Annotated in this window: 14 protein-coding genes and 3 pseudogenes; 7 read left to right on the top strand and 10 right to left on the bottom strand. The window is 59.9% G+C overall.

Translation table 11 applies throughout. The features are described 5' to 3' along the window. Nucleotides 1-149: 149 nt before the first annotated feature. The 3 genes from G5315_RS01370 to G5315_RS01360 form a co-directional block, all read right to left on the bottom strand. On the bottom strand, nt 150-1,415 hold the full coding sequence (locus G5315_RS01370) for a D-amino acid dehydrogenase (RefSeq protein ID WP_421332171.1): 1,266 nt from the start codon (nt 1,413-1,415) through the stop codon (nt 150-152). A gap of 184 nt (nt 1,416-1,599) precedes the next feature. Further along, nucleotides 1,600-3,120, bottom strand: coding sequence for a cryptochrome/photolyase family protein (locus G5315_RS01365; RefSeq protein ID WP_421332170.1), 1,521 nt, complete (start codon nt 3,118-3,120; stop codon nt 1,600-1,602). Continuing rightward, nucleotides 3,120-3,284 carry a DUF2256 domain-containing protein gene (locus G5315_RS01360; protein WP_421332168.1) on the bottom strand — a complete coding sequence of 55 codons (165 nt, stop codon included), beginning with the start codon at nt 3,282-3,284 and terminating at the stop codon, nt 3,120-3,122. Before G5315_RS01360 ends, G5315_RS01365 begins: the two co-directional genes overlap by 1 nt. A gap of 459 nt (nt 3,285-3,743) precedes the next feature. Between G5315_RS01360 and G5315_RS01355 the strand changes: the two genes are divergently transcribed. Next, nucleotides 3,744-5,129: a tryptophanase gene (locus G5315_RS01355; RefSeq protein ID WP_421332166.1), complete on the top strand. Its 1,386-nt coding sequence runs from the start codon at nt 3,744-3,746 to the stop codon at nt 5,127-5,129. Nucleotides 5,130-5,263: 134 nt separating this feature from the next. On the opposite strand, the gene cdd is transcribed toward G5315_RS01355, so the two are convergent. The 3 genes from cdd to G5315_RS01340 form a co-directional block, all read right to left on the bottom strand. After that, entirely contained in the window at nt 5,264-6,148 is an 885-nt protein-coding gene (gene cdd, locus G5315_RS01350) for a cytidine deaminase (RefSeq protein WP_075114739.1), read from the bottom strand. A 197-nt stretch (nt 6,149-6,345) separates the two neighbouring features. Beyond that, entirely contained in the window at nt 6,346-7,032 is a 687-nt protein-coding gene (locus G5315_RS01345; RefSeq protein ID WP_005333281.1) for an LrgB family protein, read from the bottom strand. Continuing rightward, the gene (locus G5315_RS01340) at nt 7,029-7,385 is read right to left on the bottom strand and encodes a CidA/LrgA family protein (protein ID WP_005333279.1); all 357 of its coding nucleotides are present in this window, start codon (nt 7,383-7,385) and stop codon (nt 7,029-7,031) included. Before G5315_RS01340 ends, G5315_RS01345 begins: the two co-directional genes overlap by 4 nt. Before the next feature lie 164 nt (nt 7,386-7,549). On the opposite strand from G5315_RS01340, the gene G5315_RS01335 reads away from it, so the two are divergent. Further along, nucleotides 7,550-9,259 carry a glycoside hydrolase family 36 protein gene (locus tag G5315_RS01335; RefSeq protein WP_421332164.1) on the top strand — a complete coding sequence of 570 codons (1,710 nt, stop codon included), beginning with the start codon at nt 7,550-7,552 and terminating at the stop codon, nt 9,257-9,259. A 66-nt stretch (nt 9,260-9,325) separates the two neighbouring features. Here the strand turns inward: G5315_RS01335 and G5315_RS01330 are convergent, their stop codons facing one another. Continuing rightward, complete coding sequence (locus G5315_RS01330; protein ID WP_005360277.1) at nt 9,326-9,826, bottom strand: hypothetical protein; 501 nt, start codon at nt 9,824-9,826, stop codon at nt 9,326-9,328. 155 nt (nt 9,827-9,981) lie between these two features. Beyond that, on the bottom strand, nt 9,982-11,409 hold the full coding sequence (gene sbcB, locus G5315_RS01325; protein ID WP_421204862.1) for an exodeoxyribonuclease I: 1,428 nt from the start codon (nt 11,407-11,409) through the stop codon (nt 9,982-9,984). 295 nt (nt 11,410-11,704) lie between these two features. Between sbcB and G5315_RS01320 the strand changes: the two are divergent. Next, nucleotides 11,705-12,124 (top strand): annotated as a pseudogene (locus tag G5315_RS01320) (hypothetical protein); the annotation flags it as partial. Further along, nucleotides 12,121-12,783, top strand: a complete 663-nt coding sequence (locus G5315_RS01315) for a site-specific integrase (RefSeq protein WP_421332163.1) — start codon at nt 12,121-12,123, stop codon at nt 12,781-12,783. The pseudogene G5315_RS01320 and the gene G5315_RS01315, both read left to right, overlap by 4 nt. A gap of 115 nt (nt 12,784-12,898) precedes the next feature. On the opposite strand, the pseudogene G5315_RS01310 reads toward G5315_RS01315, so the two are convergent. Both G5315_RS01310 and G5315_RS01305 read right to left on the bottom strand, forming a co-directional pair. Further along, nucleotides 12,899-13,938, bottom strand: a pseudogene (locus G5315_RS01310) (IS481 family transposase). A 135-nt stretch (nt 13,939-14,073) separates the two neighbouring features. Next, nucleotides 14,074-14,218 (bottom strand): annotated as a pseudogene (locus G5315_RS01305) (IS5/IS1182 family transposase); the annotation flags it as partial. Nucleotides 14,219-14,438: 220 nt separating this feature from the next. On the opposite strand from G5315_RS01305, the gene G5315_RS01300 reads away from it, so the two are divergent. The 3 genes from G5315_RS01300 to hrpA all read left to right on the top strand — a co-directional run bounded on the left by G5315_RS01300 (nt 14,439) and on the right by hrpA (nt 20,374). Then, complete coding sequence (locus G5315_RS01300) at nt 14,439-15,716, top strand: HD domain-containing phosphohydrolase (protein WP_421332161.1); 1,278 nt, start codon at nt 14,439-14,441, stop codon at nt 15,714-15,716. A 121-nt stretch (nt 15,717-15,837) separates the two neighbouring features. Then, entirely contained in the window at nt 15,838-16,257 is a 420-nt protein-coding gene (locus G5315_RS01295) for a CBS domain-containing protein (RefSeq protein ID WP_227342797.1), read from the top strand. Nucleotides 16,258-16,474: 217 nt separating this feature from the next. Then, nucleotides 16,475-20,374, top strand: coding sequence for an ATP-dependent RNA helicase HrpA (gene hrpA / locus G5315_RS01290; RefSeq protein WP_421332159.1), 3,900 nt, complete (start codon nt 16,475-16,477; stop codon nt 20,372-20,374). Nucleotides 20,375-20,389 lie beyond the last annotated feature (15 nt).

The following is a 20,389-nucleotide window of genomic DNA, read 5'->3' as shown; positions in this document are numbered from 1 at the left end:
GCTCAGGTAGGCGGGGAGGGAGAAGGTCAACATCAGACGAAAAGGCCACCGTTTTTGGCGGTGGCCTGTCAATAAAGCGGTTGAGAACGTCCTCTGCTGTTGTCTGGGGGGCGCAGTTGGCGTGTGAAACAGCCCGATAGCTTAGGTGCTTAGCCGTAACGGGCCAGGGTGAGCCCCTCATCGCTGATGGCGGGCTCGCTGCCGCTGATGAGATCGCACAGAAGCCGACCCGAACCGGCCGCCATGGTCCAGCCCAGGGTGCCGTGGCCGGTATTGAGCCAGAGGCCGGGAATGGGGCTCGGCCCCACCAGCGGGGTGCCGTCCGGCGTCATGGGGCGTAGGCCGGTCCAGAATTCAGCCTTGCTGATATCGCCCCCTTCGGGAAAGAGATCCCCCACCACCATCGCCAGAGTGTCGTGGCGTCTGGGGTTGAGAGCGAGGTTGTAGCCCGACAGCTCCGCCATGCCGCCGACCCGGATCCGCTCGTCAAAGCGGGTGATGGCCACCTTGTAGGTCTCGTCGAGTACGGTACTGCGCGGCGCGGCGTCTGCGTTGATCATCGGCAGGGTGAGGGAGTAGCCCTTGACCGGATAGACAGGCAGCTCCAGCCCGAGCGGGCGCAGCAGCGGCCGCAAAAAACCGGTGGCATAACTGCCGAGCGCACAGACGATGGCATCGGCGCGATAGCGCTGCTCGCCCGCCCGCACCGCCACGGCTCGGCCACGGGCTTGCTCAATCTCGTCGATGTCGCAGCTGAAGACAAACTTGACCCCGAGCTTCTCGGCTTCAAGGGCAAGGGCCTTGGTGAAGCGGAAGCAGTCGCCGGTCTCGTCGCCGGGCAGACGCAAGCCGCCGACGATTTTGCCGCGCACCCGCGCCAGCGCAGGCTCTGCCGCTTCGCAGCCGCTGGCATCCAGCGACTGGTAGGGGACGCCATACTCCTCCAGCACCTCGATATCGCGCTGACTGGCATCGAGCTGGGATTGGCTGCGAAACAGCTGCAGGGTGCCGAGCTGGCGCCCTTCGTAATCGATGTTGAGCTCGTCGCGCAGCAGCTTCATGCAGTCGCGGCTGTATTCGGCCAGACGCACCATGCGCCCCTTGTTGGTGGCATAGGCGGTCGGAGTACAGTTGGCGAGCATTCTGAGCATCCAGCGCAGCTGGAAGGGGTCGGCGGTGGGGCGCACGGTGAAGGGGGCATGCTTTTGCAGCATCCACTTGGCGGCCTTGAGCGGGATGCCGGGGGCCGCCCAGGGGGCCGCATAACCCGGGGATATCTGCCCGGCGTTGGCATGGCTGGTTTCAAGGGCGACGCCCCCCTGTCGCTCCAGCAGGGTCACCTTGTGACCCGCTTTGGCCAGATACCAGGCGCTGGTTACCCCAATTACGCCGCCACCGAGAACCACTATCTCCATATCATCTTTCCTTGACTGATCTCCAGATATGGCCACCACCATAATCAGCCGCCACAGGATATTCAACCGCTCTGCGCAGGATTGGGATCTCCGTCTGCTTGCCTGTCACAAGCTGGTGTTTGGTGCGATGGTGAGCCTGATTGCCAGCGTAAAGCGCTGTGATGTTGTGAGGGACATGGCCCGCTTACAACTGCTCCAGCTTGATCAGGTAGTGCTCCGCCGTTGCCAGAATGGCCTGCTGTTGTTCTGCGGCTTGGCCATCCCAGTTGGCATAGGGGAGGGCGAGGCGGGGATTGCCGCCAAGTTTGTACCGATTGCGCCAGAGAAAGTGCCAGTAGAGGCTGTTGAAGGGGCAACTTCCGTCGCCGTGGCGGGCTTTGACCTGATAGTGGCACCCCTTGCAGTAGTGGCCCATCCGCTCGAGATAGGCGCCGCTGCTGGCGTAGGGCTTGCTGCCCATCAGGCCGCCATCGGCAAACTGGCTCATGCCGCGGGTGTTGGGCAACTCCACCCACTCGATGGCATCCACATAGATGCCGAGATACCACTGATCCACCTCGTCAGGATCGAGCCCCGCCAGCAGGGCAAAGTTGCCGGTCACCATCAGCCGCTGGATATGGTGGGCGTAACCGTGTTCCAGAGACTGATGAATGGCGTGGCGCACGCAGGCCATCTTGGTTTCTCCATTCCAGAAAAAGCCGGGCAGCGGCCGGTCGGCCCCGAGAAAATTGGTCTGTTTGTAGTCAGGCATCTTCTCCCAATAGAGGGCGCGGACAAACTCGCGCCAGCCGAGGATCTGGCGGATAAAACCCTCCACTTGCGCCAACGTGATGGTGCCCTGATTGGCCTGCCAGTGGGATTCGGCGGCCCGGATCACCTCAAGCGGATGAAGCATCTTGCTGTTTAGGGAAAACGACAGGCGGCTGTGAAACAGGCTCCAGCCCCGCTCGCTCAGGGCATCCTGATAGCGGCCAAAATGAGGCAGGCAATGGGCCAGAAAATGGGCCAGCAGCTCGCGACTCTGGCGCCTTGTGATGGGCCACGGCAGTTGGCTGGCATCCGCCTCGCCGATGGTGTTGACCCCCTGGCGGGTCAGCATGGCGTCAATCTCGCTCACCTCGTTGACAAAGGTGAGAGGGGCCGGGAGCGGCTGGCTCGCCGGCAGTTTGGCGCGGTTCTCGTCATCAAAATTCCAGCGCCCGCCAAGGGGTTGGCCGCGCTCATCAAGCAGCACCCGGTATTGCTTTCGCAGGGCGCGGTAGAAGAACTCCATCCGGCTGTGGGGGTAGCGCTGCCAGCCATCGCGGGGGGTGAGAAAATGCTCGCTCTCCACCTCGGTGGCAGTGATGACAAGACCCGCCGCCCAGCTTTTCAACTGGCTGGCGAGGCGCCACTCGTCCGGGCTCTGCCAGGCAAAGCTGTCGGCCTGATGTGCTACGAGCTGAGCCTCCAGCAAGCCGGGCAAGTCGGGCCAGCGGGCGCTCTCATCCAGGGTCAGGTAACAGACGCGGTGGCCCGCTTGGGTGAGTGCTGCTGCGAAGGCGCGCATGGCGGCAAAGAAGGCCAGCACCTTCTGGCGATGGTGGCGGCAGTAGTCGGTCTCCTGGCGCAGCTCCGCCATCAGGTAGCAGATTGCCGGATCCGGGGTGCGAAACCAGCTGTGAGCGGCGTTCAGCTGATCGCCGAGAACAAGGCGCAGCTCCATCAGGCTGGCTCCTCATTATGTTGATGGCTACGGAGACGAGCGTGGCGACAGCGTTCGCTGCAGTAGCGAACCTCCTCCCAACTGCGCGCCCACTTGCGCCGCCAACAGAAGGGGCGCTGGCAGACGGGGCAGATCTTCTCGGGCAGATGGGGTTTGCGATGCATGATGGCTTCCGGCCTTGGCTGATGGGGTATGTGGCGTGTGGCTAGGGAGAATAACGAACCGGGGGGGCGGGCGGATCAACCTCACTGCCTGTTTGCCGCGCAGATGCGCACTTTGTGAGCGGGCGCACAGCCTGTCAGTGCATCTCTTGTTTGCAAATTAACCAGCCGTTAACGTGGCGAGGCTGCCCGTTGGCAGCATTCATCAATGGATCTTGTTGGCCACCGACTGTCTACAACGATATGGAGGGGAGTGATGCCAATCATGACAGCTACGCCCCGGGCAGCTTGCCTGCTTGCCCACTGGTATACCCGGGATCCCATTCTCACCTTCGACTTTCCTCACCGCTGATTGGCGGCACCCGCCGTTTGAATTTGTCAGCCGGACGACCCTGATCGCCCCGGCCTCTTTGCCTATCCCGATTTCAAACACACTGGCCTTGCGCCGGTGAGGAGTCTTTTATGCGTCGTATACCCGAGCCGTTTCGTATCAAGATGGTCGAGCCCATCAAACAGACCACTGGCGTCGAGCGCCGTGCCGCCCTCGAGGCCGCTGGCTGGAACCCCTTCCTGCTGCTGGCCGAGGATGTCTATATCGATCTGCTGACCGACAGCGGTACCGGTGCCATGTCCGACCGTCAGTGGGCTGGCATCATGATGGGGGATGAGGCCTATGCGGGCAGCCGCAACTTCGTCGAGCTGGAGCGCACGGTGCGCGAGATCTTTGGCTATCAGCATGTGATGCCCACCCACCAGGGGCGCGGGGCCGAGCAGATCCTCTTCCCCGAGCTGGTCAAGCGCTGCATGGGCAAGGCGCCGGTGTTTATCTCCAACTACCACTTCGACACCACCAAGGCCCATGTGGAGTTGGCTGGCGCGCGGGCCATCAACCTGCTCACCCCGAGAGCGCTCGACACCACTGCCCCCTACGCCTGGAAGGGGGATTTTGATCTCCCTCGTCTGACCGACACCATCGAGACCCTGGGGGCCGCCAATGTAGCCGGCATCATCATCACGGTGACCTGCAACAGCGCCGGCGGCCAGCCGGTCTCCATGGCCAATATGGAGGCGGTCTCGGCGCTGGCTCGTCGCCACCAGATTCCGGTGGTGATCGACGCCGCACGCTTCGCCGAGAACGCCTGGTTTATCAAGGAGCGGGATCCGGCCTATGCCAAGTGCAGCATCAAGGAGATAGTGCGCCAGATGTTCGCGCTGGGAGACATCTTCACCATGTCGGCCAAAAAGGACGGGTTGGTCAATATCGGCGGGTTGTGTTGCTTCAAAGAAGATCTCGACCTGTTTCGCGCGGTGCAGGTGCGCTGCGTGGCGATGGAGGGGTTCGTCACCTACGGCGGCCTTGCGGGGCGTGACATGGCGGCGCTCGCCATCGGCCTGCGGGAGGGGATGGATGAGGAGTATCTCACCTACCGCATCAGTCAGGTGGCCTATCTCGGCGAGCGGCTGGCCGAGGCGGGCATCCCGATCCAGACCCCCACCGGCGGTCATGCGGTGTTTGTGGATGCCAAGAAGCTGCTGCCCCATATTCCGGCCGAGCAGTTCCCTGCCCATGCGCTCGCCTGCGAGCTCTATCTGGAAGGGGGCGTGCGCGGGGTGGAGATTGGCTCCCTATTGCTGGGGCGTGATCCCGCCACAGGCAAGCAGGAGGCGGCGGACTTCGAGTTGTTGCGTCTGACCATTCCGCGCCGGGTCTATACCCGGGATCACATGGACTATGTGGCCGACTGCCTGATCGCGGTGAAAGCGCGGGCCAGCCACATTCGCGGGCTCACCTTTGACTACGAACCGCCGCTGCTGCGCCACTTCACCGCGCGGCTGAAACCTGTCTGATCAGCAACTGGTCAGACTGGGTGATCAACCGCGCCAAGCCGTGAGGATCACCGGCTGCTCCCGGTTAAACGGCACAGTAAAAAAGCCCCCGCACCAAGGTGCGGGGGCTTTCGTTTATCGAAGCGACGCGGGGGTCAGACCGCCTGATACTCCAGCTCGATGGAGCCCAGCGCCTTGAGAGTGGACTGGGCAGAGTCACGCTGGCTGATCTGGCCGTTTTTGTTCTCCAGCAGTACGGCGCGGCGGATGGTGGCGAGATCTTCGCCATTAAGCACCGCATGGGCGCAGGCCATCTGCATCGGCGGCAGGCTGGGGTTGAAGGCGGCGTTCTCGGCGTAGCGGCCAGAGAAGATGCGGCCATCGGCAAACTGCAGCGCCACCGCGGCATAGCCCTGACTGTAGGGGGCGTAGCTTTGACGGGCGGCGGCCAGCGCGGCTTGCCACAGCGGGTCTTCGCTTTGAAGCTCGAGCTCGGCGTGATCCTGCGGGCTCATCAGCGCATCAGTGATGTCGAGATCCGCCGGGCCAAACGAGTGGGGCAGGAAGGATTGCAGGGCGCTCAGGTCATCGGGCAGAGAGACTTTCAGGATCTTGGCGGTGCTCAGCTCGTTCATAAACTGACGGCAGTGGCCGCAGGGGGTGTAGTTGACGGTGATTTCAGAGATCCCGGTCTCGCCACCCAGCCAGGCGTTGGAGATGGCGGACTGCTCGGCGTGGACCGAGTGGAACAGACCTTGCCCCGCAAACTCCATGTTGGCACCGAAGTACCAGCTGCCGCTCAGGCCGCAGGCGATGGCACCGACGTAAAACTTGGAGATGGGTGCCACCGAACAGGCGGCGGCCAGCGGCAACAGGGCGAGGCGCAGGGCGCGATCATCGAGACCTGTGGCGGCTTTCAGGGTGGCGACTTGCTCCGGTGTGAAGCGGGCGTTGAAGTCGGCACTATCCAGCATGGGCTGCACGGCTGCTTTGAGCGGGGCAGAGAGGGTATCGAATGGCTTGGCAAAACGGGGATGCATAGTGTGTCCTCAAAGGCCAATTGGGCGGCCATTGTAGGGAGCAAGCTCGGGTAAATGTGTGAGCAGGCTCACGCCCTGACGGGCAAACGGAGGGGGATGGTAATGGAAACGTTTGTCTTGTGCAAATTGTGCGGCAGGTCGCACCCCGAGAGGCCAGCAGGCCCCCCGGAATGGTCAACAGGTGGTCAATGGGATGATCAGATCAGCCAGTGATAGATGGCAAACAGCAGCGGGGCGACGGCCGCGGTGAGGATGCCGCACACCACCATGGCGAGCGATGCAAAGGCCCCCTGGGTGATCCCTTTCTCGGCGGAAGTAGCCGTGCCGATGGCGTGGGCACAGGCCCCCATGGCGAGCCCTTGGGCTTCCGGGTCGGTCACTTTCAGCAGTTTGAGCAGTGGATAGCCGATCAGGGCACCGACAATCCCCACCACCACCACCACGGCGGCCGCGATGGCGGGAATGCCGCCGATGGACTGGCTGACGCTCATGGCGAGCGGGGTGGTGATGGATTTGGTCGCCAATGAGGCGAGCAGCGCAGGATCTGTGCCCATAAAATGACCGATCAGCAAGGTTGTACACACCGAGATCAAGACGGAGGCGAGGGTACAGATTAGGATGGGCTTGAGCTTGGCCTGGATCTGGCGCGCCTGCTGATAGAGCGGCAGCGCCAGCGCCACTACGGCGGGTTCCAGCAGCATGGTAATGGGGCTGCTGCCGCGCTCGTACTGCTCAAGTGGCAGATCAAACCAGAGCAGCAGGCCGATGATCACCGCGGTCGGCACCAGCACCGGATTGATGATGGGCCAGGGCAGGCGGCGATAGAGGGCGCGGGTGGCGAAATAGAGCGCCAGGGTCAGGGGAATGGCGAGCCAGAAGATCATTTGTTCATCCTCTGGTAGAGCCGACCGACGGTGGCGAGGATCAGCACGATCCCGAGCACGATGCAGAGCATGATGACGCCGAAGGATTGGCGCAGGGGCTCAAGCCAGGCCACCAGCCCGACCGCAACCGGCACGAACAGCACGCCCATGTGGCGCAGCAGCAAGCCTGCGCCCAGCTCGACCCAGTGCAGCTTTATCAGTTGCAGGGAGAGCAGCACGAAGAGCAGCAGCATGCCGATGATGCTGCCGGGAAAGGCGAACGGCAGGATGGCTGCCACGGATTTGCCTGCCAGCAGGCAGGCGACGATGACCATAAAGTCACGAAAGTACAGCAAGGCGCGTTGCGCGATCACGTGAACCTCATCGACTGGGAAGAAAAATCGCAGTTTACCAGAGAGGCCGGGTCGCGGCATTAAAACAATAACAACTGAAATCAGTTCGTTTGAAGCTGATTTGTATGCAGATTATCTGTTGAACATCGTCTGATAGAACCCTTTTCGAACTACAAGGAGTAGTGATGACATCCCTCTTGTCCCGAGTTCGCCAGCTGGCGAACGATACTGCGTTGCCACCCCATCTGCTGCAAACCCGTGAGTGGGAAGGGCCCCTGTGTCGGGTGCGACTCGACAACACCGGCGCTGATGCCACCCCGGTTGACCGCTGGGTGCTGTTTGACGGCAAGCTTGGCCTGCCGGTGGAGAGTGCCATCTATGGCGAAGGATTCCAGATGCTGGCCCAGACCATGGGTAGCTGGCAATCACCGCAACATGTCGGCCGTTGCCCCGATGCCAGCGTCTATCGCATCACCGATGACAATGGCTATCACACCATTCACAACCTGTTGCTGGTGGAGCATGGCAAGGGGTGGCTGCTGCTCGCCTTTGCCAGCTGCCACCGTTTTGGCGGGGAGTTTCGCCTCTACCCCGATGGTCGCTTGCAGATCCTGATGAACTGCGAAGGGCGGGAACTCGCGGCCGGTGAGCACTGGCAGAGCGAGGCGCTGATCTGCCTCGAAGGGGCGGAGCGCGAGGATCTGCTGGCTGAGTTGGCACGGTTGATCGAGGCCGAGCACGGCTCGCTGATCGGTAAGGTGAGCGAGCGCCCGAGCGGCTGGTGCTCCTGGTACCACTACTATGCCGATGTGAGCGCTGCCGACATTCGCGAAAACCTGCAGGTGCGCGCCGAACATTTCCCGGCCCTGCGCTATGTGCAGATCGACGACGGCTATCAGGCCAAAATGGGCGACTGGCTCACCCCTTCGCCTAAGTTTGAGCAGGGGGTGGCCTCATTGGCTGCGGAGATTAAACAGGCTGGCTGCGAGCCTGCCCTCTGGGTCGCTCCCTTTATTGCCGAGCCCGGTTCGCAGCTGTTTCAGGATCATCCGGACTGGTTCGTGAAGGGGGATGACGGCCTGCCGCTCCCTTCCGAACGAGTGACTTATGGCGGTTGGCGTTGCACTCCCTGGTATGTGCTGGACGGTACCCACCCCGAGGTACAGGCGCACCTTGAGCGGGTGTTCCGTACCCTGCGTGAGCAGTGGGGCATCCACTATTTCAAGCTCGATGCCAACTTCTGGGGCGCCATCCACGGTGGCCGTTTCCACGATTCGGCCGCCACCCGGGTTGAAGCCTATCGGCGCGGCATGGCCGCCATCCTGCGTGGTGCAGGTGAAGGCGCTTTCCTGCTCGGTTGCAACGCCCCTATCTGGCCAAGCCTTGGGCTGGTGCACGGCATGCGGGTGAGTGATGACGTGGAGCGCAATGGCCATCGCTATCGCCAGATCGCTCGCGAAGCCTTCTGCCGCGCCTGGCAGAATGACAAGCTCTGGGCCCTCGATCCCGACTGCATCTGCTTGCGGGATCTACCGAGCCAGCAGGCCAGCAAGGCGGATTACAGCTTCCATCTGGCAGCGCTGGTGGCGAGCGGTGGCATGATGCTGGCCGGTGATCGGCTGCAAGATCTCGATGAGGAGCAGGCTGTGCAACTGTGCAAGTTGCTGGCGCTCTGCGCCGCCCGGGCACCCTCTGCCCGTTTCGAGTCGATGGACTTTGCCTGCGGTGAAGTGGGGCTGCCCGAGGGGGGGACTCTGCTCTGCTTGTTCAACTGGGAGGGGCAACCGCAGGAGTTTCTGCTGCCGGAAGGGGGAACCGATTTTTGGCAGGAGCAGGCTGTCGGTACGGCTGTCACCCTGCAAGGGGGCGAAGGGCGGGTGATCCGCTACGCCTGATCACAACATCACCACATACAATTCAGGCTCCATTACGGAGCCTGAATTGTTTCAATCAGCGGCTATTCAGTAACGCCACTCAAAACCAACGGCGTATTTGGCAGAGCCATAGCCCGGGATATCACTGCCGGAGGCGATCGCCTTGAGGGTTAGCAACGGGGTGATGGGTACCCCCAGACCAAAACCGATGGCCAACTGATCATTGGGGTTCCCCATCAGATCGACCCGCATCACCCGATAGAGGGACATATCCTCGCTCAGGTGCATATAGGCTTGCGAAGCGCGGTTATAGACCTGACCAAACACCTCCAGCTGGAAACCTGACTGGGCGCTGATGGCCAGCGGTACCCCGACAAACTTGTAGAGATGGGAACCGTTGAAGTAGCTGTTGGTGATCAGGGGAGTGAAATCAGTCTGCTGATAAAGGGTGTTGAAGTTCTGTTCTACGATGCGATAGGTCTGCTCGGGCAGGCGAGCAAGATAATCCGGTACATCGAACCGGTATGCGGCGTTGGCTGCCAGCGGCAGCAGGGCCAGTAATCCGAGCAGTGCGTGGTGACGAGGCATCAGCAAATGGCTTCCGTTCGGCCAAAGAGATCTCTTGCTTGGGAGACATCCGCTCAGGATGTTGCAAGATATTGGTTTTTGGGGAAATCCCCTTCGTCATTATGACCTGAAGAAGGGGATGGGCGGGAAGGATTTATTGTGAAACTACTCACAACTCATAAATCTTCCAGATAGTGATAAAGACTCTTTAGAATCGCAAAGTTCCGTTCGTTACTCTGGTTCTGCTCGGCCAGCGCCTCGAGACGGGGCACATAGTCCGGCAGACGGCGGCTGAAGTAGTCGCTGCAGTGCAGGCGCCAGCGTTTCTGCTCTGCTTCGCTCAAGGTGTGTGGCCAGTTGCGGGCGCGGTAGCGGAACAGCATCTCCGGCAGCCGGGAGTCGGTAAAGGCGAACTCCCGCTCACCCAGCAGATCCGCGGGGGTGGTACGCACCAGATCCATGGTGGACTTGTCGCCATGGCCAAAGAATCCGGCGTAGAGCTGGGTATCGGGGTCGCTCTCATTGCTGCCGGCGAACTCCTGATTGAATACTTCCACCAGTTTTTCCCGCACCTCGGGGTGGGCGCGCAGCAGATCCAGGCTCTTGCGGCACTGCTCCCGATCGATGCCGAGCTCGTCGGCGCGCTCCGCCGTCAGGGTGGCGGCCGGCGCCAGCACCGGGCACTTGTTGATGTGCACCAGTTTCACCGGAATGCCCGCCAGATCCCCCAGCTCCTCTTTTTTGGTATAGAGGCGCTCGCGGATCTCCTCGCTCGTGAGCTCGATAAGCGGGGTGGGGTCACGGGTCAGATCCACCATGATCACCGCGTTCTGGTTGGTGGGGTGCCAGGCAAGTGGCGAGACCCAGCTTGCACAACCCTGCCAGGGGGAGAACATGCCGGAGACGTGCACCAGCGGCTTCATGGTCACCACGTCAATCAGCGCCTTCACCTTGTTTTTGTTACGCAGATCAAAGAGATAACCAAACAGCTTGGGTTGGGCTTTTTTCACCAGCTTGGCCATCTCGATGGTGGCCAGCACGTCCGAGAGTGCATCGTGAGCATTGGCGTGGGCGACGCCGTTGGCGACCGTCAGCTTCTCCAGCCGGAAACTCGGCTTGCCCTCATCGTCAAAGGCCCACTCGATCCCCTCCGGGCGCAGGGCATAGCAGGCTCGCAGCATGTCGAGAATATCCCAGCGGGAGTTGCCGTTCTGCCAGCTGTAGGCATAGGGGTCATAGAAGTTGCGATAGAGGGTATAACGAGTCACTTCATCATCGAAGCGGATGCTGTTGTAGCCAAGCACACAGGTATTCGGCGTGGCGAACTGCTCGTGGATCTGGCGAATGAAATCCGCCTCGCACAGCCCATCCTTCATCGCCTTTTGCGGCGTGATACCGGTAATCAGGCACGCCTCCGGATCCGGCAGATAGTCCGCCGGCGGCTTGCAGTAGATGACCAGCGGCTCGCCAATGAGGTTGAAATCCGCATCGGTACGAATACCGGCAAACTGCGACGGCCTGTCCTTGGCGGGGCTGATGCCGAAGGTCTCGTAGTCGTGGAAGTAGTAAGTGGGCTGGGTGGTCTGCTTCGCTGATGTGCTCATGTGTTCTTGTGTGTTCGCGCTTCTGATTGATTTTTCAGGGTTTAGTGCCGTTCTGGTGAGGTGAAAATTCCGAAGACACTTTCATCGTTCACCCAAACCTGACGTTGTTCAATGGCCTGCTGGTACATTATCTGGTACAAAATACCCCCATGAGAGTGGTACAAAATTTTAATGGGGTAGCAATGGCGTTATCAGATAGCTGGCTTCGAGGGGTGAATGGTAAACCATATGCTGGCCCGAGCGAAGTGAGCGACGGTGATGGGTTGAGTGTCCAGGTCTCACCGAAGGGGTAGTTGCGTTCCAAGTTCGGCATGTGGTCGACGGGAAGCGGGTTCGGACCTCTCTTGGTCGGTACCCGGTTCTGACCTTGCGAGAGGCCCGGATAAAGGCCGATAAGCTCAAAAGCGGTGTTGCGCGGATCAGTGCCTCGGGCGACGAGCCTACGCCTGCAGCCTTGTTTGATGAGTGGTTCGAGAAGTACGTGATGCGGGAGTGCCGAGAAGGCACCCAGAAATACTATCGCTATACCTTCTCGTCAGTGAAGAACCGCTTGCCTGACCGGCCAATCAACCAGATCACCATGGACATGTGGTTGAGCTATTTCGATACCATCAGTGAGCGGGCACCAGGGGTAACCCGGGCTGTGATCACGGCATTGAAGGCGTGCTTCAACTGGCAGGCTCGCCGCGGCACGATCTACATGCCCAACAGATGAGTCTGCGGGCCAGGGATGTTGGCGCTCCCGCTAAGACCGGTCACCGGGTGTTGACGGTACCAGAGGTTGCGAAGATCTGGCGGGCCATTGAGGCCAGTCGGACTGGCACCGGCAACAAGGTGATGCATCTGCTCTGCCTGGTCTATGGGGGCAGGCTTTCCGAGGCTAGAACGCTCAGGCGTCAGGACCTGGATTACGAGTCTATGGTCTGGACCGTGCCGGCGGAGATCAGCAAGACCGGCAGGCCTATCCGCCGCCCCATCACATCGGTGGGCAAGCAATTGTTCGAACGAGCCGCCATGGCGTCGGTGGACCCGGTCTATCTGTTCCCAGGTCAGGGGGAGGGGAATGGTCCGCTAGAGATCCACTCATGTAATCGGTTGGTGAGCCGCTTGCGCAGCAGCCTAGGGATCCCCCATTGGCGGATTCATGATGCTCGTCGAACGCTGTCGACCAGGCTATCGGAATTGGGGGTGTCGCCCCATATCACCGAAGTGATGCTGGGGCACACCCTGACTGGCGTGATGGCTGTTTACAACAAACATGACTGGCTTGAGGATCAAGCGGCTGCCTATGAGCGCTGGTGGACAGTGATCCAGCGGGAGCTAGGCGTTGCCACTGATCCGGTTGTGGCTGTCAATCCAGGCCATGATGTGTGACTTTATCCAGCGCAGTGGCTGGTGGTCGATGGGTTTGGGAAAGGTGGTATCCCTCATGCGCAAGTGTGTACAGATCTAGTTATCACCTGACACCGGCCTCAAGCCGGTGTCTTGTTTACGCTACTTTAGAGCGCACTTCCTTCGGTATCAATTTCAGACCCTTCTTGAACATGCTGTAGGGCGTCAGTCCCTCCATCATCCTGCCCTGATGCGGCCGCTGGGTGTTGCAGTGCGCCAGGTAGCTACCCAGGTCTGTCTGCATCTGCTCTACCGACTCATACCAGGTCGTCCTCCCCTTGATACGGAAGTGTTCATCCAGCAGTGTGCGATGCAGCCGTTCGATAAAGCCGTTGCTCTGCGGCCTGCGTACCTTGGTTGTCCGGTGCTCAATCCCCTCCAGTTGCAGGAACAGCTCGTAGGGATGATGGTCTGGGCGCCCACAGAACTCGCGCCCGTTATCCGACAGAATGGTATAGACCCGTGCCTCGTGGGCCTCGGAAAACGGCAGTACCGTTTCATTGAGCACATAGACCGAGGTCACCGGCAGCTTGCTGATGTAGAGCCGTCCCCAGGCGTGGCGGCTGTAGCAGTCCAGCACGGTTTGCAGATACACCTGCCAATCCCTTGGATCGCGCCGACGAAGAAGGTGTCGACAGCCACCAGTTCTCCGGTGTAGTGGACCTCAATCTGATGTTCTCGAAACTCTGGGCTGAGACGCTCGAACAGGCGAATTTACTCGTCATTGAGCTCAATGGTCAGCTCCCGGTGCGTTTTCTCAAGGCGCAGCAAGCGGTCGTGTTTGGAGAGCAAGTCGTGCCGTTGCCACACGCCACGCATACCGCCCGCACTGACGTTGATGCCTTGCAGAGCCAGTTCTTGTGCGACCCGCTGCGGGCCATGAGTTAGTCTGGTGAGGGAGTAATCGAGGATGGCCTGTTCAATCTCGGGCGCAACCCGGTTGGGATGAGCCCCTTTACAGCCGGGCAATTTGTCGAGCAATCCCTCGGCGCCATAGGTCTGGTAATTACGGCGAATTTCGTAGAACTGCTGACGGCTGTAGCCGATGAGCTTGCAGGCTTTGCTGACATTATTGAGCTCTTTGGCAAGCTCTAGCAGGCTGAGTTTACGACGTGCTACTTTCTCGTTGGTGGTCATATGGTGACTCAAGATAACACGGTAGGGGTACCGTTTTGTTATCCGGTTTGAAGCCGTATGACCACTCCCTTTTGTGGGCAACTGTCAGGTGAATACCATTTCCATACAGCATAACCTCTCGCCTGTTTTTCATATCTGAAACCTCTTCAGCCATCCGAAGCACCGCGCGACTGCATTTAGCTGCAATAACGAGCTTTGTTTAACACCAGTGTGCGGAACCTTATGGTGTCGCGACTGCTCGCACATGCTGTGCGATGATCGCTTTTATCCTTCTACGCCGGTTGGGTGTATCCCGGCAATGCCATCGAGCAGCAGGTCTTGTTCGCGTGAAAGAGGCCCGGTTGAGCGGTAGTAGGGATACAAGGGCTCTATAAGCCTCTTTGCACTGCTTTTTGCAAAACCGTGATGAGGTAAACCATGGGATTAATGACTAGATTTATCAGTAGCAAGGAGTAAAACGACACCCTTGCATAATCACAAAAAAGCATGGGACAGGGATCATGAACAGAGCGCAGGAAGCCGGTTCGTGCTCGCTTCAGGTGGATCTCAGACAGGTCGTTTATGCCTTGTCTGCGTCACTGGATCTGGTAGGAATTGGCGATGTGGCCCATGGTAAACGGGTCGGGATCATGGCGGCCGAGTGTGGTCGGGTATTGGGGCTGGATACAGCTGAATGTTGTTTGTTGTTTGAGCTCGGCGTGCTGCACGATATTGGTGTCTCCTCGACCATCACCCATCACCATCTGGTTAGTGAGTTCGATTGGGAGTCCTCCCAGCGTCACTGCGAGGTAGGATATCAGCTGCTCAAGGATTTCCGCTTGCTGGCCCCGTTGGCACTGCCTATCCGTTATCATCATACCCACTGGCATCTCTTGCGCGAGATGGCCGATGTGGACCCCCAGGTTGCTCGTCAGGCCAACCTTATCTTTCTGGTGGATCGTTGCGATGCGCTGACTGCCCCATTCTATGGCGATGGCTCATTGTTAATGCATACACACGAGATCCGTGCTCGCCTGCAGGATTGCCGTGACGAATTCTTTGCCACCGATCTGTTGGATGGTTTTCTCCAAGCCTCTCGCTCGGAGGCGTTCTGGTTGCAACTGGAGGCGCGAGCCATCAATGATTACATGCACGAGATGCTGAGGCAGCGGGAGTCCTGCATCACCGATAATGGTGAGCTAAAAGCGTTGGCCAGGATCTTCTCGGGTATCGTTGATGCCAAAAGTCCATTCACTATGACGCACTCCCTCGGAGTGAGCCGTCTTTCGCGTGCCCTGGCCGAGCGGCTGGGGGTTAGTAGTGTCCATTGTGACATGCTCGAAATTGCAGGGCTGTTGCATGATCTCGGCAAGTTGAGGGTTCCTGATGAAATATTGGACAAACCTGCCGGCTTGACGCCGGAGGAGCGGGCAATCATCAATACCCACAGTTTCGAAACCTACCAGATCCTGCGTCATATCGAAGGGTTTGAGGAGATAGCCTGCTGGGCGGCCTATCACCATGAGGAGCCTGACGGGGAGGGCTATCCGTTCCATCTGCCGGCATCCGCCATGGCGCTCGAAGCGCGCATCCTGCGGGTGGCCGATATTTTCCAGGCCATGGTGCAGGACAGACCTTATCGACGTGGGCTGCCTGCTCGTGATGCTCTGGCTTTTATGCATCAACTGGCGGCTCAGGGTCGGGTAGATCCTGTCGTGGTGGCGACGTTGGCGGATTATCTGCCACAGATGATGGCTGCGGCCATGCCGGCCAATGAAAACAGATATGCAATCGGTTGATGGGGGAGGAGAGGCTGACCCATCCGGCAGTGAGCCAGCTATGCTTGGAGCAAGCCGTGCGTGGTGCCGGTACTGACGCGCAAGACGCCAGCCTGATTGGACTATGGATAGGGGAATTGATATGGAATCGCTAAAAGCCAGGGATTATATGCAGAGCAGACCTATAACCTTCACTGCAGACATGATGGTGCAGGCTGCGGTCGAGAAATTTTTGAACAGTCACCAGTTGGGAGGGCCAGTGGTGGATGGGCAGGGACACTTGATCGGCTGGATCTCCGAGCAGGATTGCATTGCAGTGATGCTCAAGGAAGCTTATCACTGTGAGCAGGTCGCTCAGGTCAAGGATGTGATGCGCAAGGAGGTACTGACTGTTGAGCCAGATACCAGCATCCTCACCCTGGCGGAGATGATGATGGGACAGAAACCCAAGATCTATCCGGTGGTGGAGGAGGGCAGGCTGCTCGGGGTAATCAATCGCCATAATGTGATGCAGGCTATCCATGCCCAGTTGACCACCTGTTTTGTACACAATCACGGCTAAGGGCTGACCGGATGCAACATGCAACAGAAGCAGGCCAATGGCCTGCTTCATTGTTTTGGGAGATGGTGCGTTCACCCATCCGTAGCCTGGTATGGAGGCTAATTTGCCTCTCCAGTGTCTCATGTTAAGGCTTGCACCTGCTGTCTGTGCTCTTTAGGATCTCCCCCAGCTATCGATATGGCCCCCTTGTCGGGCACTCTTTTAAGGAATTCGTACCTTGTCTCTCTCTATCGAGGCGCTGCGCCGCCGTCTCTCTGCCTGCATGAACCTCGACGCCCGCCGTCTCTCCAGCCGTCTGCACGGTGCCAAGAAGTTGCCCGAGGGCAAACAGGCTGCGGTACTCGAGACCATTGCCGCCGATCTGGATGCGGCGCAGGCGCGTTACCAGTCCCGTTTGGCGGGCGTACCCAAGGTCACCTATCCGGACAACTTGCCGGTCAGTCAGAAGCAGGCGGAGATCGCCAAAGCCATTGAAGAGCATCAAGTGGTGATCATCGCCGGCGAAACCGGCTCGGGCAAAACCACCCAGATCCCCAAGATCTGTCTGGCGCTGGGGCGCGGGGTGAAGGGCTTCATCGGCCACACCCAGCCGCGTCGTCTGGCGGCCCGCACTGTGGCGGCCCGTATTGCCGAGGAGATGGAGTCCGAACTCGGTCACTACGTGGGTTACAAGGTGCGCTTTACCGATCAGGTTAGCGAGCAGACCCATATCAAGCTGATGACCGACGGTATCCTGCTGGCCGAGATCCAGAACGACCGGATGCTCACCCAGTACGACACCATCATCATCGATGAGGCCCACGAGCGCAGCCTCAATATCGACTTCATCCTGGGCTATCTCAAGCAACTGCTGCCCAAGCGCCCGGATCTCAAGGTGATCATTACCTCGGCCACTATCGACCCGCAACGCTTCTCCCGCCATTTCAACAAGGCGCCGGTGATAGAGGTCTCTGGCCGCACCTATCCGGTAGAGGTGCGCTACCGCCCGCTCACCAGTGATAAAAGTGAAGGGCTGGAAGAGCGCGATGAGCTGCAGGGGATTTTCGATGCGGTGGAAGAGCTGGCTAGAGAAGGTTTAGGAGACATCCTTATCTTCATGAACGGCGAGCGTGAGATCCGCGATACCGCCGATGCCCTGCGCAAGCTCAATCTGCGCGATACCGAGGTGCTGCCGCTCTACGCCCGCCTCTCCAACGCCGAGCAGAACAAGGTGTTCCAGCAACATGCCGGACGGCGCATCGTGCTCGCCACCAACGTTGCGGAGACCTCGCTGACGGTGCCTGGCATTCGTTACGTCATCGATCCGGGCACCGCCCGCATCAGCCGCTACTCCTGGCGCACCAAGGTGCAGCGCCTGCCCATCGAGCCGGTCTCCCAGGCCAGTGCCAACCAGCGTAAAGGTCGTTGCGGCCGGGTGGCGGACGGTATCTGTATCCGTCTCTACTCGGAGGAGGATTTCAACAGCCGTCCCGCCTTTACCGACCCCGAGATCCTGCGCACCAACCTGGCCTCCGTCATCCTGCAGATGCTGGCGCTCGGCCTTGGCAACATGGAGGCGTTTCCCTTCGTCGAGCCACCAGAGTCCCGCCATATCAAGGATGGCCTGACTCTCTTGAAAGAGCTGGAGGCGGTGCGCGAGCTGCCCGCCACCGGCGAGCGCGAAGCCAAGTTGCAGCTGACCGAGACCGGTCGCCAGCTCTCGCGCATCCCCCTTGATCCGCGTCTGGCGAAGATGGTGATCAGCGCGGCGCAGACCGGCTGCCTGAGCGAGGTGATGGTGATCACCGCGGCCCTCAGCATTCAGGATCCCCGCGAGCGGCCCATGGAGAAGAAGCAGGCCGCCGACGAGCAGCACAGACGCTTTGAGGACAAGGATTCCGACTTCCTTGCCTTCGTCAATCTGTGGAATTACCTGAAAGAGCAGCAGGATGCCCTTGGCAGCAACCCGTTCCGCCGCATGTGCCAGAAGGAGTTTCTCTCCTACCTGCGGGTGCGTGAATGGCAGGACATCCACTTCCAGCTGCGTCAGACGGTCAAGGAGCTGGGTTTTAAAGCCAACCATGAACCGGCAGACTTCAAGACGGTGCATTGCGCGCTGCTGACCGGCCTCTTGAGCCATATCGGCAACAAGGATCTGGAAAAACTGGAGTTTCTCGGCGCCCGCAATGGTCGCTTCCACCTGTTCCCGGCCTCGGGTCTGTTCAAGAAGCCGCCCAAGTGGGTGATGGCCGCCGAGCTGGTGGAGACCTCGCGTCTCTACGCCCGCATCAACGCCAAGATTGAACCCGAGTGGGTGGAGCCGCTGGCAGGCCACCTCATCAAGCTGCACCACAGCGACCCTCACTGGTCGAAGAAAAACGGCGCCGTAATGGCCAAGGAGAAGGTGACCCTCTATGGTCTGACCCTGGTCAACGAGCGCACCATCAACTTCAGCCGTATCGATCCGGCGCTGTGCCGCGAGCTGTTTATACGCCGCGCGCTGGTGGAGGGGGATTTCGAGACCCGTCACCGTTTCTTCAGCGACAATCGCAAGCTCTTGGCCGAGGTGGAGGCGCTGGAGCACAAGTCCCGTCGGCGCGACATCCTGGTGGATGACGAGGACTTGTTCCGCTTCTACGATGCTCGTTTGCCGGAGGAGGTGATCTCCTCCCGCCACTTCGACAAGTGGTGGAAAGAGGCGCAAAAGCGGGATCCCGAACTGCTCAACTTCGAGAAAGAGATGCTGATGAAGGGGGATGCGGCCCACATCAGCGATCTCGACTACCCCAACTTCTGGCAGCAGGGGCGTCTCAAGCTCAAGCTGACCTATCAGTTCGAGCCGGGGGAGGCCGCCGATGGCGTGACCCTGCATATCCCGCTGCCGCTCCTGAATCAGGTGGAGGTGAAGGGGTTCGAGTGGCTGATCCCCGGGCTGCGTCACGAGCTGTTGGTAGCCCTCATCAAGTCGATGCCAAAACCGATGCGCAAGAACTTCGTACCGGCCCCCAACTATGCCGATGCGCTGCTAGCCAGCATCAACCCCGAACAGGGGCCGCTACTGGACGAGATGGAGCGTCAGCTGCGCCGGATGACAGGCGTCACCGTGCCCCGCGAATCCTGGGACTGGTCTGCGGTGCCCGATCACCTGAAACTCACCTTCCGGGTGGTGGATGACAAGCACAAGAAGGTGGCGGAAGGCAAAGATCTGGAGGCATTGAAAGAGTCGCTGCGCGGCAAGGTGCAGGAGACCCTGTCGCAAGTGGCGGACGATGACATCGAACAATCCGGCCTCACCCTGTGGAGCTTTGGCGAGTTGCCCCAGGAGTACAGCCAGAAGCGCGGCGGGTTCGAAGTGAAAGCCTATCCGGCGTTGGTAGACGAGAAGGATTCGGTCGCCATCCAGCTGGTGGAGAGCCCGGTGGTGCAGCAGCAGCTGATGTGGGACGGTCAGCGTCGGCTGGTACTGCTCAACGTACCATCGCCCATCAAGTATCTGCAGGAGAAGCTGCCCAACAAGGCCAAGCTGGGGCTCTATTTCAACCCGTTTGGCAAGGTGGCGGAGCTGATTGATGACTGTATCGCCTGTGGCTGCGACAAGCTGATCGAGCAACATGGCGGGCTGGCCTGGGACGAGGCCGGTTTCGAGGCGCTCAAGGAGTTTGTCCGTGCCGAGCTCAACGATGCGGTGGTGGAGGTGGCCAAGCAGGTGGAAGCCGTGCTGACCCTCTCCCACGAGATCAAAAAGCGGCTCAAGGGCAAGATGCAGCTCGATACCGCCTTTGCCATGTCGGATATCCAGCAGCAGCTCGGCAACCTCATCCACAAGGGTTTTGTCACCGAGACCGGCTGGCAGCGGTTGCCTGATTTGCTGCGCTATCTGCGCGCCATCGAGCGTCGCCTGGAGAAGCTCGCCATCGATCCCAACCGGGATCGGGTCTACATGCTCAAAGTGCACAGCGTGGAGTCGGAGTACAAGGCGCTGCTGGCCAAGATCCCCAAATCCCAGCTTATTCCCACCGAGGTGGCCAATATCCGCTGGATGATCGAGGAGCTGCGGGTGTCGTTCTTTGCCCAGAATCTGGGGACCCCTTATCCGGTCTCAGATAAACGTGTGCTTAACGCCATCGCTCAGTGCTAAGCTGCTATCTAACTG

The sequence above is a fragment of the Aeromonas sp. 603607 genome (assembly GCF_049171595.1).
GTDB lineage: Bacteria > Pseudomonadota > Gammaproteobacteria > Enterobacterales > Aeromonadaceae > Aeromonas > Aeromonas veronii.
This window is presented reverse-complemented; position numbering and strand designations above follow the sequence as displayed.

Excerpts from the sequence above, each read along its gene's own strand:
- G5315_RS01365 (WP_421332170.1), bottom strand. The coding sequence starts at position 3,120 with ATGGAGCTGCGCCTTGTTCTCGGCGATCAGCTGAACGCCGCTCACAGC.
- sbcB (WP_421204862.1), bottom strand. The coding sequence starts at position 11,409 with ATGAGCACATCAGCGAAGCAGACCACCCAGCCCACTTACTACTTCCAC.
- G5315_RS01355 (WP_421332166.1), top strand. The coding sequence starts at position 3,744 with ATGCGTCGTATACCCGAGCCGTTTCGTATCAAGATGGTCGAGCCCATC.
- G5315_RS01300 (WP_421332161.1), top strand. The coding sequence starts at position 14,439 with ATGAACAGAGCGCAGGAAGCCGGTTCGTGCTCGCTTCAGGTGGATCTC.
- G5315_RS01330 (WP_005360277.1), bottom strand. The coding sequence starts at position 9,826 with ATGCCTCGTCACCACGCACTGCTCGGATTACTGGCCCTGCTGCCGCTG.
- G5315_RS01335 (WP_421332164.1), top strand. The coding sequence starts at position 7,550 with ATGACATCCCTCTTGTCCCGAGTTCGCCAGCTGGCGAACGATACTGCG.
- cdd (WP_075114739.1), bottom strand. The coding sequence starts at position 6,148 with ATGCATCCCCGTTTTGCCAAGCCATTCGATACCCTCTCTGCCCCGCTC.
- G5315_RS01345 (WP_005333281.1), bottom strand. The coding sequence starts at position 7,032 with ATGATCTTCTGGCTCGCCATTCCCCTGACCCTGGCGCTCTATTTCGCC.
- G5315_RS01315 (WP_421332163.1), top strand. The coding sequence starts at position 12,121 with ATGAGTCTGCGGGCCAGGGATGTTGGCGCTCCCGCTAAGACCGGTCAC.
- G5315_RS01360 (WP_421332168.1), bottom strand. The coding sequence starts at position 3,284 with ATGCATCGCAAACCCCATCTGCCCGAGAAGATCTGCCCCGTCTGCCAG.
- G5315_RS01370 (WP_421332171.1), bottom strand. The coding sequence starts at position 1,415 with ATGGAGATAGTGGTTCTCGGTGGCGGCGTAATTGGGGTAACCAGCGCC.
- G5315_RS01295 (WP_227342797.1), top strand. The coding sequence starts at position 15,838 with ATGGAATCGCTAAAAGCCAGGGATTATATGCAGAGCAGACCTATAACC.